Raw genomic sequence first — 17526 nt, 5'->3', positions numbered from 1 at the left:
TCAAAGGACTCTACACCAAGACCATTGGTCTTGGTGTAGAGTCCTTTTCTGTCACGGGCCGGAGAATATCGGCCCTTGTACGCCATCTTCGATCAGAGGGGCTTGTGAACCTTCAGGTTCAGAAGGAGCCCTGCTCTGATCAGGCATATTAATGGCGATAACCGCGGGTTGGGGATGATAAGTATCCCGGGATATTTTCCGGGTCTCAGCGATCTCTCCGTCTACATACTTAATCCGGTAAGTCTCGACAATATAACCCATCTTCCCCTGCTGAATAACCTGCTGCTCCCCGAGGGCCAGTGTATTATTCTTGACGAACTTCTGGGGAATGGGCAGAAGCTTCACGGTCCGGGAGTCGAGTCTATAGCTGACATTGTCCGGAATATCCCCGAATAGCTTGATGCTCAGATTGTCCATATTCAGGGCGGCTTTAATCAGAATATAGTGGGTAGTCGTATTCTTGAAGCGGAAATTAATGAATCCCTTGGCAAAAGTAGCATCCTGCCCCTTAGGCAGATAGCTGACCGGCAGAGAGTGGTTACGCCGCTCTACAATGCCTAGTCCGGCCCGAATTGCCGCATTATACAGTGTGCTGGAGACCTGACAGATTCCTCCGCCAATTCCCGGAACAAGCTTGCCCTGCACAATCACCGGCGCAGGCTTGAAGCCGTACTCATGTTCAGCCTTGTCAATCACTTTGGCATAGTCGAATATCTCCCCGGGAGCGAGCAGCATGTCGTCGATCACCTTGGCAGCAGCCTCTATGTTATGCAGTCTGCCTGCTTTGCTGGATAGAAGGGAGGTGGAGAATTCGGATATTTTGCGCTGAATGCCCTGGCTTCTAAGTGTGTCCAGTGTAACAGCAGGGTTGGCGGGCCTCAGAGCCACCGGAATCCTTGTTGGTAAATCCATCATATCTCTATGAATAGAAGCAGGAATAGACTGTCTGAATGTATTCTCGAATTCTGCCCAGTCAATACGTGTCACAGGCTGTCCTGGCTCGTAGCTGATGCTGTCATCCGAACCGATTATCCGTTTGGCGTTGAGTGATTCTCCGAACTGCCGGACCTCCCAAGAGGGACTGAAGGTCCTCCGGAGACGGGTCTTGTCCCAATGAACCGACAAGCTCCACCGCTTGGCCAGACGCCACCTCGCTGACGCGCGGCTCCAGATGGAGCCTTGGGTAAGCTGCTGCGCCGCATTCAGCCATTCCTTGGCTGTATAATGAACTCCCGCCTGTCTCCAATTAGCCTGAACTATAAGCGGAGGGCTTGTTCCGCTGGCGGGAATGGAGAAGACAACCGGTGCGTTCTCCATCCGGGATAGCTCCTTCTCCATTCTGATCCGGGCTGTGTGTAGAGGTAATCCCCCGATTTCAATTCCGCCTACCTGTACTCCTGAAGGCACGGTAGTTCTGGAAGCGTACAATTGCAGCAGTCCGAAGGAGACGGCCGCAAGCAGCAGGAGGGAAGCAAGGACTATCAGAAGGACATGAAGCTTTTTCATTCGTATCACCCTTAATAGTTATTGTGGGGCAGGGTGCTTAAGCCAAGGCAGCCTGACGACCGATATATAAGGTGAGGCTGAACAAGATGCTGATGCAAATCCGCTTCTGTCTCTCCGCAATATCATTTTTTTGAATGGCGTCTTATCAAGGTTAGATTGGAAAAGGCTGCTTGCTGGGCACCGTTACATTCGTGTGAACAAAGGGACTTAAGCTATGTATATGTAAAAAGAATGGAAACTTGCGGGGTACTCAAATGGTAACAAATTTGTTACAATGATTAACGGACTGATGAAATTGCTCATCTTTTAAAGGATTTGGCTGGAACATGTCGAAGTTTTATTAGCTTGGAACATACCTTAACTCATTCATATAGATAGCCTGATATATAGTAGGTTCATTCTGTAGAGACATAAATTTTTAGGAAGTGATGCTGTGATAGAAATGCAGGATGTCTGGAAGACTTATGCGAACGGAACACACGCCCTTCAAGGCGTATCGGTGAAGATTGACCGCAATGAGTTTGTGTATCTCGTTGGTCCCTCAGGTGCGGGGAAGTCTACGTTTATGAAGCTTATTTATAGAGAAGAAGTGCCTACCAAGGGCCAGATTTCGGTAAATGGATTCAACATTGGCAAGCTGAAGCCGCGTAAGATTCCTTACGTCCGCCGGAATATCGGCGTTATATTTCAAGATTTCAGACTGCTGCCGAAGCTGACGGCATACGAGAATGTGGCTTTTGCGCTTGAGGTAATCGAAGCGCCGAAGAAGATCATCAAGAAGCGGACGCTCGAGGTGCTCGACCTTGTCGGGCTGAAGAGCAAGGCGAATCGTGAGCCGTCCCAGCTGTCGGGCGGTGAGCAGCAGCGTGTGGCGATTGCAAGAGCGATTGTGAATAATCCGTCCGTCATTATTGCGGACGAGCCCACCGGCAACCTTGACCCCGAGACGTCGTGGGGAATCATGCAGCTGCTGGACGAGATTAATTTCCGGGGCACAACGATCGTTATGGCAACGCACAACAAGGACATAGTGAACACGATGCGTAAGCGGGTTATCGCCATCGAGCATGGCAACATTGTCCGTGACCAGCTGAGAGGAGAGTACGGGTATGACTTTTAGAACCTTCTTGCGGCATTTACGGGAAGGTACGAAGAACGTATTCCGTAACGGTTGGATGTCTGTCGCATCAATTACATCAATTATTGTGTCTCTCTTTATACTGGGTGTATTTATTCTGCTTGTGCTGAATGTCAATCAATTCGCTGATGAGGCAGATAGCCAGGTTCAGATTAGCGCGTTTCTGAATTCCAAGGTGGATCAGAAGACGATCCAGGATGTTCAGACCCAGATCGGCAATATGCCCGAGGTAAGCCGGGTCACATTTGTATCCAGATCCCAAGGACTGAAGGACTTCAAACAGAAGCTGGGGGAGAACGGCAAGGACCTTCTGGAAGGGTATACGGAGGCAACCAACCCTATTCCGGATACGCTCAAAGTAGAAGTGGTTGAGCCGTCTACAGTTCCTTTTGTGGCCAGCAAGATCAGCGCACTTAACGAGAAGTACAAGGCTGCCCCGATTTATAAAGTCAATTATGGCAAAGGGACGATTGAGAAGCTCTTCAAAGTGACGCGGGCTATTCGCAACATTGGATTTGTGTTTGTTATTGGACTCGGCGTTATGGCCATGTTCCTGATATCCAATACGATCCGGGTCACCATTCTGGCCCGCCGCAGGGAGATTGGCATCATGAAGCTCGTAGGCGCAACGAATTATTTCATTAGATGGCCTTTCTTTATTGAAGGCGCACTTATAGGACTTATTGGATCTGTCATTACCGTTACTGTTCTGTATGCCGGATATTATCAGCTAATCCAATCGGTGAGCCAGGATCTTACGATTCCGATTCGCCTGGTGTCTCTTCAGTCGGTTGGACTTCCGCTCGCCGGATTAATTATCGGGCTTGGACTGGCTATCGGCATTTGGGGAAGCACCGTATCCATCCGCAAATTCTTGAAAGTGTAGCGATATGGACCAACACTAACACTTCATAACTATAGATTTCCAAAGAAGGACGGGGAAAATAGAATTGAAAAAATGGTTATCTGTCGTCGTCGTTATCGCTCTGGCTGCGGTTGTCTTCCAGCCTGTTGAAGGATATGCCAAGAAAAGAACAATCGATCAGATCGATCACGAGCTAAGATTGCTGCAGCAGCAGGCCAAGGCCGCCAAGAATCAACAGCAGGAAGCTGAGGAAGATAAGCAGGAAGCCATGCATTACAAGAATAAAGCTACTAATTTCCTTCAGCAGGTGATGGAGCAGATCGATACCGTAAGTAACGAGCTCGCCGGCATCACCAGTGAGATCGATAAGACCGAGGATCAGCTGCGTGTAACCGCAGAGAAGATCGATCAGACCCAGAAGCGGATTGATGAACGGGAGAAGCTGCTGGATTCCAGGGTTCGGCTCATGTATACGGATGGAGCTGTATCTTATCTGGATGTGCTGCTCTCTTCAACAAGCTTCACGGATTTCCTGGACCGGGCAGATTCACTCCAAGCCATTGCCCAGCAGGATCAGACCATCCTGACGGATCATAAGAGGGATAAGGAACTGATTCTGAAGGAGCAGGCGAACTTGAAGAGTTCGTATGCCAAGGCCAAGCAGCTGTATAACGATGCAGAGTCACGCAAGGTGATTCTGGCAGCCAAAGAGAAAGAAAAGCAAAAGCTGATCGCGAACTATCAATCAGACATTGAAGAGTCGGATGATATCAGTGCCCATCAGGATCAGATGCTGGTACAGATCGCTTCCAAGAGAGCCAAGCTCGCTCAGGAGAAGAACAAGATCAGAGCTGCTCAAATCTATGCATATAATCAGAAGAAGAAGAGCAGAACCGTTAAGGTCACAAGCCGAAGCACAAGTTCCAGTTCCAGCAGCTCCAGCAGCTCCAGTAATTCTGGCAGCTCCAGTTCAGCGGGAAGCAGTGAAGGATTCAAGGGGAACGGAGGGTCCATGACCCTGCCTGTAAGGGGTGCCCGGATATCCTCCAACTACGGTTACCGGATTCACCCGATATCGGGGGTCAAGAAGCTTCATAACGGAACGGACTTTGCTGTAGGCGAAGGAACGAGTGTATATGCTGCAGACAGCGGGAATGTAATTGTGGCAGAATGGTGGAGCGGTTATGGTAACTGTGTCATCATTGACCACGGGAATAATATTTGGACATTATACGGCCATCTTAAGCAGATTAACGTGAGTAAGGGCGACAATGTGCAGCGTGGCGAGATGATCGCGGAATCCGGCAACACGGGCGCTTCTACGGGTCCACACCTTCATTTTGAAGTTCGTGAGAACGGTACTCCGGTCGACCCGATGCCATATCTGTAATTGATCATGTATTAACTCAAGAAACGGTACCTAATTTCCTCGGGAATGCAGGTCCGTTTCTGCTTTTTTCTAGATAAATATTCCGTACAAGCTAAACATATACTATGATGGATAGTAGAGGCCTTAAGAAATCGATCACGCAGTCTTTAGTTCAGTCCATCTAGTCAGCCAGATAAGGAAAGGGCGGTGAATGAACCGTGTATAAAGGACGTACAGTAGCTCTGTTCGTTGTAGTAGCTGTGCTCGTAAGCAGCGCGCTTACAATGACGTTAACAGGGAATTGGGGCTTTGTAAGCAGAAGCGGTTCACCGGTTAGCGGAATATTTGCCTCAGTTGGAGGCCAGGCTGCAAGCCAGGAAGATATGAGCAAGATTGAGACCGCATTAAATCTGGTCAAGAAGAATTATGTGCAGGATGTGGATCAGAGCAAGCTGGTTGATGGAGCCATCAACGGAATTATGAGTGCGCTTGATGATCCGTTCTCTTCTTATATGGGCAAAGCAACCGCACAAGAGTTCACTTCTCAGATCCAGGGTTCCTTCTCGGGAATTGGAGCGGAGGTATCCATGGAGAACGGGAACGTTGTTGTGGTATCTCCCATCAAAGGATCGCCGGCCGAGAAAGCAGGTATCCATGCCAAGGACATTCTGCTGTCGGTGAATGGCACGTCTTTTGAAGGACTTAGTCTGAATGAAGCGGTCAGCAAAATCCGCGGGCCCAAAGGGTCGGAGGCTAAAGTCAAGGTCAAGCGTGCAGGGTCTGCGGCCCCGCTGGAGTTCGTCATCAAGCGCGATGACATTGCGGTGGAGACCGTTCATGCCCATATGGAGAAAGGTGATATCGGGTATATTGAGATCAGAGAGTTCTCCATGAATACAGGCAAGCGCTTCGAGAAGGAACTGAAGTCTTTGGAGAGCAAAGGGATGAAAGGGCTTGTTATCGATGTTCGTAATAACCCGGGCGGCGTATTGTCTGTCGTTATCGATATGGCGGAGCACCTGATCGGCAAAGACAAGGTGATTGTTCAGGTGGAGAACAAAGAGAAGCAGAGAGACCAGACACTGTCCAAGGGCACGGCCAAGCCATACCCGATCGTTGTGCTTACGAACAAGGGAAGCGCCAGCGCATCCGAGATTTTGGCAGGCGCGCTGAAGGAGTCGGCCAATGCCAAGCTGGTCGGAGATGCCACTTACGGAAAAGGGACGGTACAGACCAGCTTCGACAAAGAGCTTGGAGATGGCAGCCTGTTGAAGATCACCATCGCCAAATGGCTTACGCCAAACGGAGAATGGATTCATAAGAAGGGCATTAAGCCGGACATCGCCGTGTCCCAGCCGGCCTACTTCTCTGTAGCTCCGATTAACAAGGAGAAGACACTCAAATTTGATATGAATAACGAAGACGTCAAGAGTGCCCAGGTTATGCTGGACGGGCTCGGGTACGCTCCGGGGCGCAAAGACGGATACTTCGATGCCCAGACCGTGAATGCGGTCAAGAGCTTCCAGGAGAGCAGCAAGCTTGCGGCAACCGGTGAGATTGATGCCAAGACAGCGGATGCTTTGGAGAAGAGCCTGATTGCGCATATCCGCGATCCGAAGAATGATGTGCAGCTGGACCGGGCTTACACCGAAATCCGGAAGGAGATTGCCTCTCCTTCGTCGAATAAATAAGGAGGCTGATTCCAGCCTTCTTTTTTTCTGAACTTATATCTACATCCAGTATGAAGCAGAGGAGAGTGAAGATGACTTGGAGATCGTGCTTGAATGGGTATGGAGGCTGTCGGATGCCCTGGTGCAGTTCCTTGCGCAGCCGTTTTATTATATTTCGATTATTCTAATTATGCTTCAATACCGAAGACAGGTGCATCTTGAACGTAAGCTATTCCATATCCGGCTTCACAGTTGGGGGCGTCAGACGTGGAGTACCGTACTCGGCGGGCTGCTGGCCGGGATTATGGTGTCGCTGGTATCGGCATTCCTGGGGACCACGCTTACTTTTAATGGTGTGATTCTTATATGGGCGATTTCGATTATACTGCTATTCTTTCGTGTGCGTTACTTGTGTTTCGCCTATTCGGTTGGCCTGCTTGGTGTGATTCAGTTCATCCTGAGCTGGTTCCCGGATTTCGAACTGGCCGGATTCGGACAAGAGGTCCTTATTGCCATTCGGGAGCTGAATATTCCTTCGCTTCTTGCTCTTGTGGCCCTGCTGCATCTCGCAGAGGCGCTGCTGGTCAGATGGCAGGGGGCGGCATTTGCCGGACCACTGTTCTACGAAGGCAAGCGGGGAAAAGTAGTCGGTGGTTACCAGATGAAGAGCTTCTGGCCCGTGCCGCTGTTCCTGCTTATTCCGGCACAGACGACAGGCAGTCTGCTGCCATGGACGCCATTCTTCGGCGGGGATGCATGGCAGGGCGGCTTCAGTCTGATGGCTCTGCCGGTTGTCATCGGCTTTAGTGAGATGACGGTCAGCACCTTGCCCAAGAATAAAGCCCGGCTAACTTCGAGCCGCTTGCTGGTCTATGCCATAGCGCTGCTAGGACTGGCGATGCTCTCGGGATGGTGGAGTCCCCTGACCATAGTGGCCGCGCTGGCTGCATTTGGGCTTCATGAGCTGCTCGTATGGTACAGCCGGTTCGAGGAGCAGAATCGAAGTCCATTCTTCGTTCATCCGCAGCGGGGACTCAAGGTGCTTGCCGTGCTGCCAGGCAGTCCAGCCGAGGAGCTTGGGATCAAGGTGGGGGAAGTTATTTACAAAGTGAACGGGTCACCAGTGAATACGAAGGAAGCCCTGCATTCGGGGCTGCGAATGAACCCCGCCTTCTGCAAGCTTGAAGTATTGAATGAGCAAGGGGAGAGCAAGTTCCTCCAGAGGGCAATCTACGCCGGGGACCATCACCAGCTGGGGGTCATCCTCGCGCCGGACGATAATGCTTCCGTGGCTCTGAGGCTCAAGCCGCTGTCGCTGCTTGAGCTGCTGTCACCGCGCCGGGGGATAGGAGGGCGCAATGGAGCTCCTAAGGGAACACCTAAGGGAGCAACCAAGGAAGCAACGATAGGGAGCCAAAAGTCAGCCGAAGGCAGCACATTGGACAGGTAAGTTGTATGTGCGTATACATACTGACCGCCTGCCGGGGCAGTTCTGGATTCAAAAGCAGCGATTCAGCTGCCTTTTCAGAAGTCTGTAACTAATTTAAGTAAAGATCTATGGTTCTCTTAAAGTCTATAGTTGGTGTTAAGAGGAGGACTCAAGCCCCTCCTGTTATAAGTAGTTCTAGACTCTAATGAGAGAGTTATTGATGATGCCCTCTTGTTGTTATCAGTTACGACTTAAGGAAGAAGAAGCTATATTCCCTTTGATTCCAGAGGTTAAGCCACAAAGGAAGAATTTATAATCTCTTTATTGTCAAAAGTTAAGCATCAAAGGGAATCGAGCTCCCCCTTGATGCCAATTAAATCTCATGTGAAAGAACATGCCAAGCTGCATGTTCTTTTTTTCTACCAGATCCGCAGCACGGCCGGCTCTGAGCTCGCCAGCCCCGCCCTATAGCCGCAGAGCATGGTCTTTCTGCGGCCTTGGGGTGTCTAGTGGGAGGCGAAAAAGTCGCCTCCGAGCGAAGTTTCTACTCAGGAGAGGCAGATTTGGTCATGGAGGGGAGATGCCCGGGCTGAAGAAGCGTAAGCGTTCGCCTTGATCCACGGATTTCACCCCTGAACAGGGTTAGATACAATGAGGAAATCCGGGGATAACAGCGATCGTAAGCCGGGCAGTTCCACGTAATGACATCCATCTGCCTCAACACCAGAGCCGCTGCGAAGCCGGCTCTGAACCCGCTCCCCTATGCATCACGAAAAGGCCGCAGAAGCAAGTATGCTCTGCGGCCTTTCCCATTACTTTTGCAGCTGTCTCAGCACCGTAATCTCCACGCGCCGGTTCTTCTGTCTGCCCTGCTGGGTTGAGTTGTCCCCGGCCGGGCGGGTATCCGCATATCCGGCATACTGGAACTCCGCAGCATTCAGCTTGGCGGTACCGACGAAATATCGCAGCACCGACAGAGCCCGCGCACCCGATAACTCCCAGTTATCCTTATAGCGTGAACCCCGGCCGACCGGCTGATTATCTGTATGACCTTCGATACCGATCACCGTATCCAGCTTGCGGAACAGGCTGGCCAGCTTGTCCAGCGCTTCGGAAGAGCCTGCTTTCAGCTCGGCTTTGCCGACGTCGAAGAGAAAGCGGTCGCTGAGCGTGATCGTGATGCCTTTGGCCAGATCGGCCACAAATATCTGATCCTCCAGGTTATTGCTCTTGATATATTCCTGGATCACCTTCATAAGACTTTGCAGCTGCTCCTCCTGCTCCCGGAAGGCCTGCTCCCGGTCGGTAAGCGGCTTGGTGCTTCCGGAGTTCCCGTCCTGGTTAGCGTTGCTATTATCCGTTCCCGGTGCGGTGGGTGCAGGGTTCTTGGAGGGGTACTTGTCAGCCGAACCCGTAATTCCAGAACCTTTCTCAAGCAGAGAGTCCCCACTCTTGAACGTGAGCTGCAGCGATTCGTTAACGATCGCATATTTCTCAACATCAAGCCGGCTCATGGCATACATGATGATGAAGAAAATGAGCAGCAGGGTGATCAGATCCGCATAGGTAATCATCCACCGGTCCTTGGAGTCACTGGCTTCTTGCCGTGTCCGCCTGTTCAGACGCTGCCTCATTCTGCGCCCTCCTCGGGCTGCATGACCGCGCGCTTAGGTCCCTTGAATGTGAAGGATTCCAGCTTCTTGCGGACTAGAAGGTGATGGTCCCCGTTCTGCACCGCCAGAATTCCATGCAGCAGCATCTCCATGCGAGCAATTTCATCCTCGCCGCGGGTTTTGATTTTGGTGGCAATGGGCAGAAAAATAAGGTTGGCACTTGCAACCCCATAGAGCGTTGCGGTAAAAGCCAGCGCGATAGACGGACCAAGCATCGTTGGCTCCGTCAGACTCCCCAGCACGTGGATAAGGCCCATCACGGTACCGATGATTCCCATGGTCGGGGCATAGCCGCCAGCCGTTTCAAAGATTTTTGCATAGCTGTTGTAACGGTTCTCCGCGGCATCAATCTCGAACTCCATAATTTGCTTGATCAGGTGCTGATCGGTTCCGTCTACAACGAGTTGCATCCCTTCCTGCAGGAAAGGATCCTCGTGCTGGGCAGCCTGTCTCTCCAGGGCGAGAACGCCGGAGCGGCGCGCCGTGACAGCCATGGATACGATATCCTCGATAATTTGTTCATGATCGTGGGTTCGAGACTTGAATGCAAGAGCCAGGCCATAAGGAATCGTCTTTAGCTTGGAAGCGGGGAAGCTGATCAGCACGGCTGCCAAGGTTCCTCCGAAGACAATTAAAGCTGCGGTGATTTGCATCAGACCCGTGAATTGTCCGCCTTCCCAGATAAAGCCGCCGACGATGGCGATTAATCCGAGTATAATCCCAACAACTGTAGTAATATCCATGAGGTTCATTTCACTCCTAGTTCGGACTCTCCATTGCAAGCATTTCATGAAAAAGGTATAATATGAGGGGAACAGGCATTCTTATTCATGGAATACAAAGGATTGCCCTGATTATATTAGACATCGTAGATAAGGGTAATATAAATAATGAGGCGTTTACGCCTCTTTTCTATAGAAATCGACATATTTCGTAAGCTATATATGAACTTAGCATAAAGGTCGCAAGTATAAATGGGTACAGAATACTATTTTAGACGATAAGGGTGATGTTGGACAATGAGTGATATTGTTGTCAGTAATCAGAAATTCGAGCTTATCTCCGACTATACTCCTCAAGGAGATCAGCCTGCCGCGATTGGAGAGCTGGTAGAGGGCATCAGAAACGGCAAGAAGCACCAGACACTGCTGGGGGCTACGGGAACCGGGAAGACCTTCACCATCGCGCATACTATTGCGAAGCTTGGCCGTCCAACGCTTGTCATTGCCCACAACAAGACGCTCGCTGCCCAGCTGGCAAGTGAGTTCAAAGACTTTTTCCCGAACAACTCCGTTGATTATTTCGTAAGCTACTACGACTATTACCAGCCTGAAGCCTATATCCCTTCTTCCGACACCTACATTGAGAAAGATTCGAGCATCAACGAGGAGATTGATAAACTCCGCCACTCGGCTACCAGTTCCCTGTTCGAGCGGCGTGATGTGATCATTGTGGCCAGTGTATCGTGTATTTACGGTCTCGGCTCACCGATAGAGTATAGAAATTTGCTGCTCTCTCTGCGTGTAGGGATGGAGAAACCGAGAAATCAGATTCTGGCAAGACTGGTCGACATCCAGTATCAGCGGAATGATATCAACTTTGTCCGGGGTACCTTCCGGGTGCGCGGGGATGTCATTGAGATTTTCCCTGCTTCCAAAGGGGAACAGGCTGTCAGAGTAGAGTTCTTCGGTGACGAAATCGAACGCATTACCGAAATTGACGTCCTGACAGGTGAATTGATCGGGGAACGCGACCATGTTGCTATTTTTCCGGCATCTCACTTTGTAACCCAGGAAGAGACGATGCGGGTTGCGCTGGTTAATATTGAACGTGAGCTGGAAGAGCAGCTTGCCAAGTTCCGCGCAGAAGGCAAGCTGCTGGAAGCACAGCGGTTGGAACAGCGGACACGCTATGATATTGAAATGATGAAGGAAGTTGGCTTCTGTTCGGGAATTGAGAACTACTCCGGACCGCTGACCTTCCGTGAGCGCGGGGCAACGCCGTATACGCTTCTGGATTATTTTCCGGATGATATGCTGGTTGTAATTGACGAGTCCCACGTGACGCTGCCGCAGATCCGGGCTATGTACAACGGAGACCAGGCGCGTAAGAACGTACTGGTGGACCATGGGTTCCGTCTTCCGTCCGCTCTGGATAACCGTCCGCTCAAATTCGACGAGTTCGAAGAGAAGATCAAGGAGATTATCTACGTATCCGCGACGCCAGGTCCTTACGAGATTGAGCATACCGACACCATGGTACAGCAGATTATCCGGCCGACAGGCCTTCTGGACCCAGTCATCGAGGTGCGTCCGACGAAAGGTCAGATCGATGATCTGATCGGAGAGATCCGTGACCGGATCGCCAAGGACGAACGGGTTCTTGTGACAACGCTGACCAAGAAGATGTCCGAAGACTTGACTGACTACTTCAAGGAGATCGGCATTAAGGTTAGATATTTGCATTCGGATATTAAGACACTGGAACGGATGCAGATTCTCAGGGATCTGCGTCTGGGCACCTTCCACGTACTGGTTGGAATCAACTTGCTCAGGGAAGGTCTTGACCTGCCGGAGGTTTCTCTCGTCGCTATACTCGATGCGGATAAGGAAGGGTTCCTTCGTTCAGAGCGTTCCTTGATCCAGACTATTGGGCGTGCTGCGCGTAACTCTGAGGGACGGGTATTGATGTATGGGGACAAGATTACCGATTCCATGGATAAAGCCATCAAGGAGACGGAGCGGCGCCGTGCCATCCAGATCGCGTACAATGAGAAGCATGGTATTACACCGCAGACCATTAAGAAGAAGATTCGTGAAATTATAGAGGCAACCAAGGTGGCAGAAGGCAAAGCCGATTATCTGGCCGATGGAGCGCAGAAGATGTCGAAGAAAGACCGTCAGGCCTATATCGGCCGCCTGGAAGTCGAGATGAAAGAAGCCGCCAAGAACCTGCAGTTCGAGAGAGCCGCAGAGCTTCGCGATGCGATACTGGAATTGAAGGCAGAGTAATACAGACTTAAGCGGACCAAGTTCTGTCCGAAGGGGAAGAACTCCAAGGAGATGATACGATGGCTATAGAGAACATTGTCATTAAGGGTGCAAGAGCGCACAATTTGAAGAATATAGATATTACAATACCGCGTGACCGTTTCGTTGTGCTCACCGGGCTGAGCGGGTCGGGGAAGTCCTCACTTGCCTTCGATACGATCTACGCGGAAGGCCAGCGTCGTTATGTGGAATCCTTGTCTGCTTACGCAAGACAATTCCTGGGCCAAATGGAGAAGCCAGATGTCGACTCAATTGAGGGTCTGTCACCGGCGATCTCAATTGACCAGAAGACGACAAGCCGTAACCCGCGTTCTACGGTTGGTACGGTTACGGAGATTTACGACTATCTCCGGCTTTTGTTCGCCCGGATCGGGCATCCGCACTGCCCGGAGCATGGCGTGGAGATTACCTCCCAGACCATAGAGCAAATGGTGGACCGGATCATGCAGTACCCGGAGAAGACCCGTCTGCAGATTCTGGCCCCGGTAATCTCAGGTCGTAAAGGGGAGCACAAAAGCTTGTTCGCGGAGATCTGCAAGCAGGGCTTCGTACGTGTGCGGGTCAATGGAGAATTGCGCGATCTCTCTGAAAGTATTGAGCTTGAGAAGAACAAGAAGCACACAATTGAGGTGGTTGTGGACCGGATCGTGGTGAAGGAGGATGTGAAATCCCGGCTCGCGGATTCGATTGAGACTGCGCTCAAGATGTCCGGCGGACAGCTTCTGGTTGATATTATCGGTCAGGAGGAGCTGAGATTCAGCTCGAATTTTGCCTGCCCGATCTGCGGCTTCAGCATCGAGGAGCTGGCTCCTCGGATGTTCTCGTTCAACAGTCCATTCGGCGCCTGCCCGGAATGTGATGGTCTGGGAGCCAAGATGGTTATTGATCCGGAGCTGCTGGTTCCGGATACCCGTAAGAGCATTGAGGGCGGGGCATTTGAAGCCTGGGCCGGCAGCACGTCCAATTACTATCCCCAGTATCTGAAGTCTGTTGCGGAGCACTACCGGATCCCGCAGGACGTGCCGGTGTCGGAGCTCACCAAGGACCAGATGGACAAGCTGCTCTACGGTACGGGTTCACAGCGGATCAAATTCCGCTACCAGAATGACTTTGGCCAGAGCAAGGAAGCCTATGTTACTTTCGAAGGCATTGTGCCTAATCTCGAACGCCGATACCGGGAGACGGCCTCCGATGGCATTCGCGAATTCATTGAAGGATTCATGGGTGCTAAGCCGTGCGGTACCTGCAAGGGGCAGCGTCTGAAGAAAGAGAGCCTTGCCGTGACGATCGCCGGGCAGAACATGGCCTATGTCACGTCGTTGTCGATTGGCGAAGCCATGAACTTCTTCAAAGAGCTGAAGCTGAGCGAGAAAGAACAGACGATTGCGAATATGATCCTGAAGGAAATTAACAGCCGTCTTGGCTTCCTGGTCAACGTGGGTCTGGATTACTTGACGATGAGCCGTGCGGCAGGCACGTTATCCGGCGGGGAAGCACAGCGTATCCGTCTGGCAACGCAGATTGGTTCGAGTCTCATGGGCGTGCTCTATATTCTGGATGAGCCTAGTATCGGACTGCATCAGCGGGACAATGACCGTCTGATTGAGACCTTGAAGCATATGCGTGATCTTGGTAATACGCTGATCGTGGTTGAGCACGATGAAGATACGATGCTGGCCTCCGATTATATTATTGATATCGGCCCAGGGGCGGGAATCCACGGAGGAAGTGTCGTCTCCCAAGGTACGCCGAAGGAAGTTATGGAAGATCCCAACTCCCTTACAGGACAGTATTTGAGCGGACGAAGATTCATTCCTGTGAGTGCTGAGCGCCGCAAGCCGGATGGAAGATGGATCGAGATTCGCGGAGCCAAGGAGAACAATCTGAAGAATCTGAACGTGAAGATTCCGATCGGGGTATTCTCTGCGGTCACCGGAGTGTCCGGTTCAGGCAAGTCCACATTGGTTAACGAGATTCTCTACAAGACACTGGCGCGTGATCTGAATCGGGCGAAGGTCCGCCCGGGGCAATACCGGGAAATGAAAGGCCTTGAGCATGTGGAGAAGGTGGTTGATATTGACCAGTCTCCTATCGGACGCACGCCCCGTTCCAATCCGGCGACGTATACAGGCGTCTTCGACGATATTCGTGACCTGTTCTCCCAGACCAATGAGGCGAAGATCCGCGGATACAAGAAGGGGCGCTTTAGCTTCAATATTAAGGGCGGCCGCTGCGAGGCCTGCCGCGGGGACGGAATTATCAAGATTGAGATGCACTTCCTTCCTGATGTCTATGTTCCATGTGAGATTTGCAAGGGCAAGCGCTATAACCGGGAGACTCTGGAAGTGAAATATAAGGACAAGAGTATCGCGGACGTTCTGGAGATGACTGTGGAGGATGCGACTGAGTTCTTCCAGAACATTCCCAAGATTCATCGCAAGCTGCAGACGATCCTGGATGTAGGGCTTGGATATGTAACCATGGGTCAACCGGCTACGACGCTCTCCGGTGGTGAGGCCCAGCGGGTGAAGCTGGCCTCTGAGCTGTATCGCCGCAGTACAGGCAAGACCATGTATATCCTGGATGAGCCGACAACAGGATTGCATGTGGATGATATAGATCGTCTTCTCAAGGTGCTCCACCGTCTGGTAGATTCAGGAGAGACCGTATTGGTTATCGAACACAATCTGGATGTGATCAAGACAGCAGACTATCTGATTGACCTGGGTCCTGAGGGCGGAAGCGGAGGCGGTACCATTATTGCTACCGGTACTCCCGAAGAAGTCATTAAGGTCAAGGAATCCTATACGGGTAAATATCTGAAGCCTGTACTTGAGAGAGATACGAAGCGGAGCGAGGAACTGCGGGAGCAGGCTGCATCAACGGTCTAGCTTCCCTTTTTAGCAGAACTAGTTACCCATGCCTCTTATGGATAAGAAGACGGCTGCTATGGCGTGCGAGGCGTTCTCTCTCTAAATCGAACTTTGATAAAGGATTCATCAGGTTCATGGAGAGCCTCGCTCAAGATGGGGGCCTCTTCTCTTCATTTAGGGCTGGAAACACAAACTTTTTCGTGATTTCTCTTGCATCTGTCTTGTTGTGAATATAACATATAAGAAGATGTGTAAACTTTGTGAATTCAGAGGAGGTTCCCAGCATGTGGTTGCTTGCAATCGAGCCAGGAGAAACAACAACAACCTTTAATATGTTTGATATTTTTATGCTGCTGTTCACGGTTCTCATCTTGATCGGGGTGTACCGCCTGATTAAGGCCCGTGAGAAGAATCTTTTTGCAATCGGTTTCGGAATTGTAAGCTTGCTTGTCTTCTTGGCATCCGACTTTGCCATGATCAAGGCTTGGTTCAGCGGTTAGGAATTAGCGGTTAGTGGGCATTGCGGGCTAACGAAGCCGGATTTTTAGAGCGTGAGCGGCTTATTGGCATCATATCTATGAATTTCAAGACACCTTGTCTGTCACAAGCAGATTAAGGTGTCTTTTAATTTTATGGGTGATATTAGAAATCAAACTATGATACATTAAATCTACCAATACATCCCATTTAGTAGAAATGGAATGTAGAGAATTATCTAGTAGAGAGGGCCGGTGAGAGGATGAGAGTTAAGAGCAAGGCGGCTGTGGGACTTCTATTGAGCACCGCAATCGGATTGAGCGGTAGTCTGAGTGTATCGGCAGAGAGTAACACCAAGGGCTCTCTGAAGGAGAGCGCATCTACAGTCGCGGTGAAGATCAAGTCTACGGCGAAGACTGAGGCATCCAAGTCTAAGGCCACAGGAGAAACAAGCACGCCAAATGATATCATTCCTCAGATCATTAAGAAGGTGTCCCCATCCGTCGTAGGCATTATTGGGAGAGCCGCGAATGCGGGCAGCAAGAATCAAGGGGACAACAGATACAATCTTGCCCACGGCACAGGAGTCATCTACAGGTCCGATGGGTGGATCGTGACAAATACCCATGTGGTACAGGGGCTGACGAATGCTCTTGTTGTCACTTCGGATGGGAAATCTTACAGTATCGCAGAGTCTTACGAAGATGAGGTCAGTGATATTGCGCTGATCAAAATAAATGCTAAAAACCTTCAGCCCGCCAAATTCGCTGTATCTTCGCAAAATGTGCTGGTCGGCGAGAAGGTGATTGCTCTAGGAACGCCGATCTCCTTCTCGCTTCGTAATTCAGCAACGCAGGGGATTGTCAGCGGACTCAATCGGGCTGTGAATGCGGCATATCGGCTGATCCAGACAGATACAGCCATTAATCCGGGCAACAGCGGCGGACCGCTTCTAAATATGAAGGGCGAGGTCATAGGGATCAATTCCATGAAGTTTGAAGCGGTGGGCGTTGAGAATATGGGGTTCTCTATACCGACTGAGACCGTACAGTATGTGGTAAGACAGCTGTTCAAGTATGGAGAGGTCAATCGGCCTTCACTTGGTGTGAGCCTGGAGGAAAGCTGGCCCTCCCTAGTGGGGCTGCCAGGAGATGACCCCTTGACCATCACCAAGGTGAATTCCCCGGAGGCTCAGAAAGCAGGCCTTCAGGCGGGTGATGTGCTTTATCGAGTGAACGGGAAGAAAATTTCATCCATCGTGGATCTGAATGAGCTGCTCAAGTCATTTATTCCGGGGCAGACCGTGACCCTTTGGCTGGAGTCGGGTGGCGATATTGTGACCCGCAAGCTGGTCCTTTCCAAGGATACAGGCTTGTCTACAGATACCGGAAGTGAGGGCGATGAGGCCTAACTTAGCGGGTTTAGATGACAGGATCGATCAAGTCTTAGAGTAATCATATTGCTGAGCTTATCTAG

The 17526-nt window shown here is 50.9% G+C and carries 12 protein-coding genes; 9 read left to right on the top strand and 3 right to left on the bottom strand.

Features of this window, described 5'->3' with window-relative positions:
* Positions 1 to 51: 51 nt before the first annotated feature.
* Positions 52 to 1506, bottom strand: coding sequence for a VanW family protein (locus tag LDO05_RS16350; RefSeq protein WP_251376369.1), 1455 nt, complete (start codon positions 1504 to 1506; stop codon positions 52 to 54).
* A 433-nt stretch (positions 1507 to 1939) separates the two neighbouring features.
* Here LDO05_RS16350 and ftsE point away from each other — a divergent pair, with 433 nt between their 5' ends.
* The 5 genes from ftsE to LDO05_RS16325 all read left to right on the top strand — a co-directional run bounded on the left by ftsE (position 1940) and on the right by LDO05_RS16325 (position 7998).
* Complete coding sequence (gene ftsE / locus LDO05_RS16345; RefSeq protein ID WP_251376368.1) at positions 1940 to 2626, top strand: cell division ATP-binding protein FtsE; 687 nt, start codon at positions 1940 to 1942, stop codon at positions 2624 to 2626.
* Positions 2616 to 3530 (top strand): permease-like cell division protein FtsX, encoded by a 915-nt coding sequence (ftsX, locus tag LDO05_RS16340; RefSeq protein ID WP_251376367.1) that lies wholly within the window; start codon positions 2616 to 2618, stop codon positions 3528 to 3530. The genes ftsE and ftsX overlap by 11 nt, the downstream gene beginning before the upstream one ends.
* Before the next feature lie 64 nt (positions 3531 to 3594).
* The gene (locus LDO05_RS16335) at positions 3595 to 4899 is read left to right on the top strand and encodes a murein hydrolase activator EnvC family protein (protein WP_251376366.1); all 1305 of its coding nucleotides are present in this window, start codon (positions 3595 to 3597) and stop codon (positions 4897 to 4899) included.
* 197 nt (positions 4900 to 5096) lie between these two features.
* The gene (locus LDO05_RS16330; RefSeq protein ID WP_251376365.1) at positions 5097 to 6569 is read left to right on the top strand and encodes a S41 family peptidase; all 1473 of its coding nucleotides are present in this window, start codon (positions 5097 to 5099) and stop codon (positions 6567 to 6569) included.
* A gap of 76 nt (positions 6570 to 6645) precedes the next feature.
* Positions 6646 to 7998 carry a PDZ domain-containing protein gene (locus LDO05_RS16325; protein ID WP_251376364.1) on the top strand — a complete coding sequence of 451 codons (1353 nt, stop codon included), beginning with the start codon at positions 6646 to 6648 and terminating at the stop codon, positions 7996 to 7998.
* Positions 7999 to 8789: 791 nt separating this feature from the next.
* Here LDO05_RS16325 and LDO05_RS16320 read toward each other — a convergent pair.
* Both LDO05_RS16320 and LDO05_RS16315 read right to left on the bottom strand, forming a co-directional pair.
* A complete protein-coding gene (locus LDO05_RS16320) occupies positions 8790 to 9611 on the bottom strand; it encodes a flagellar motor protein MotB (protein WP_251376363.1) in 822 nt (273 codons plus the stop codon).
* A complete protein-coding gene (locus LDO05_RS16315) occupies positions 9608 to 10393 on the bottom strand; it encodes a flagellar motor protein (protein WP_251376362.1) in 786 nt (261 codons plus the stop codon). Before LDO05_RS16315 ends, LDO05_RS16320 begins: the two co-directional genes overlap by 4 nt.
* Positions 10394 to 10669: 276 nt before the next feature.
* On the opposite strand from LDO05_RS16315, the gene uvrB reads away from it, so the two are divergent.
* From uvrB to LDO05_RS16295, 4 genes are all read left to right on the top strand, one after another.
* On the top strand, positions 10670 to 12661 hold the full coding sequence (uvrB, locus tag LDO05_RS16310) for an excinuclease ABC subunit UvrB (protein WP_251376361.1): 1992 nt from the start codon (positions 10670 to 10672) through the stop codon (positions 12659 to 12661).
* Positions 12662 to 12720: 59 nt separating this feature from the next.
* Positions 12721 to 15591: an excinuclease ABC subunit UvrA gene (gene uvrA / locus LDO05_RS16305; RefSeq protein ID WP_251376360.1), complete on the top strand. Its 2871-nt coding sequence runs from the start codon at positions 12721 to 12723 to the stop codon at positions 15589 to 15591.
* Positions 15592 to 15857: 266 nt separating this feature from the next.
* Positions 15858 to 16073 carry a DUF2759 family protein gene (locus LDO05_RS16300; protein WP_251376359.1) on the top strand — a complete coding sequence of 72 codons (216 nt, stop codon included), beginning with the start codon at positions 15858 to 15860 and terminating at the stop codon, positions 16071 to 16073.
* 239 nt (positions 16074 to 16312) lie between these two features.
* Positions 16313 to 17461: a S1C family serine protease gene (locus LDO05_RS16295; protein ID WP_251376358.1), complete on the top strand. Its 1149-nt coding sequence runs from the start codon at positions 16313 to 16315 to the stop codon at positions 17459 to 17461.
* Positions 17462 to 17526 lie beyond the last annotated feature (65 nt).

Origin of the sequence: Paenibacillus sp. YPG26, from assembly GCF_023704175.1 — a bacterium.
In the GTDB taxonomy this organism is placed as follows: domain Bacteria; phylum Bacillota; class Bacilli; order Paenibacillales; family Paenibacillaceae; genus Fontibacillus.
Note: the sequence above shows the minus strand (reverse complement) of the source record. Positions and strands in the feature narration are given on the sequence as shown.

Excerpts from the sequence above, each read along its gene's own strand:
- LDO05_RS16350 (WP_251376369.1), bottom strand. The coding sequence starts at position 1,506 with ATGAAAAAGCTTCATGTCCTTCTGATAGTCCTTGCTTCCCTCCTGCTG.
- ftsX (WP_251376367.1), top strand. The coding sequence starts at position 2,616 with ATGACTTTTAGAACCTTCTTGCGGCATTTACGGGAAGGTACGAAGAAC.
- LDO05_RS16320 (WP_251376363.1), bottom strand. The coding sequence starts at position 9,611 with ATGAGGCAGCGTCTGAACAGGCGGACACGGCAAGAAGCCAGTGACTCC.
- LDO05_RS16315 (WP_251376362.1), bottom strand. The coding sequence starts at position 10,393 with ATGGATATTACTACAGTTGTTGGGATTATACTCGGATTAATCGCCATC.
- uvrB (WP_251376361.1), top strand. The coding sequence starts at position 10,670 with ATGAGTGATATTGTTGTCAGTAATCAGAAATTCGAGCTTATCTCCGAC.
- uvrA (WP_251376360.1), top strand. The coding sequence starts at position 12,721 with ATGGCTATAGAGAACATTGTCATTAAGGGTGCAAGAGCGCACAATTTG.
- LDO05_RS16300 (WP_251376359.1), top strand. The coding sequence starts at position 15,858 with ATGTGGTTGCTTGCAATCGAGCCAGGAGAAACAACAACAACCTTTAAT.
- LDO05_RS16295 (WP_251376358.1), top strand. The coding sequence starts at position 16,313 with ATGAGAGTTAAGAGCAAGGCGGCTGTGGGACTTCTATTGAGCACCGCA.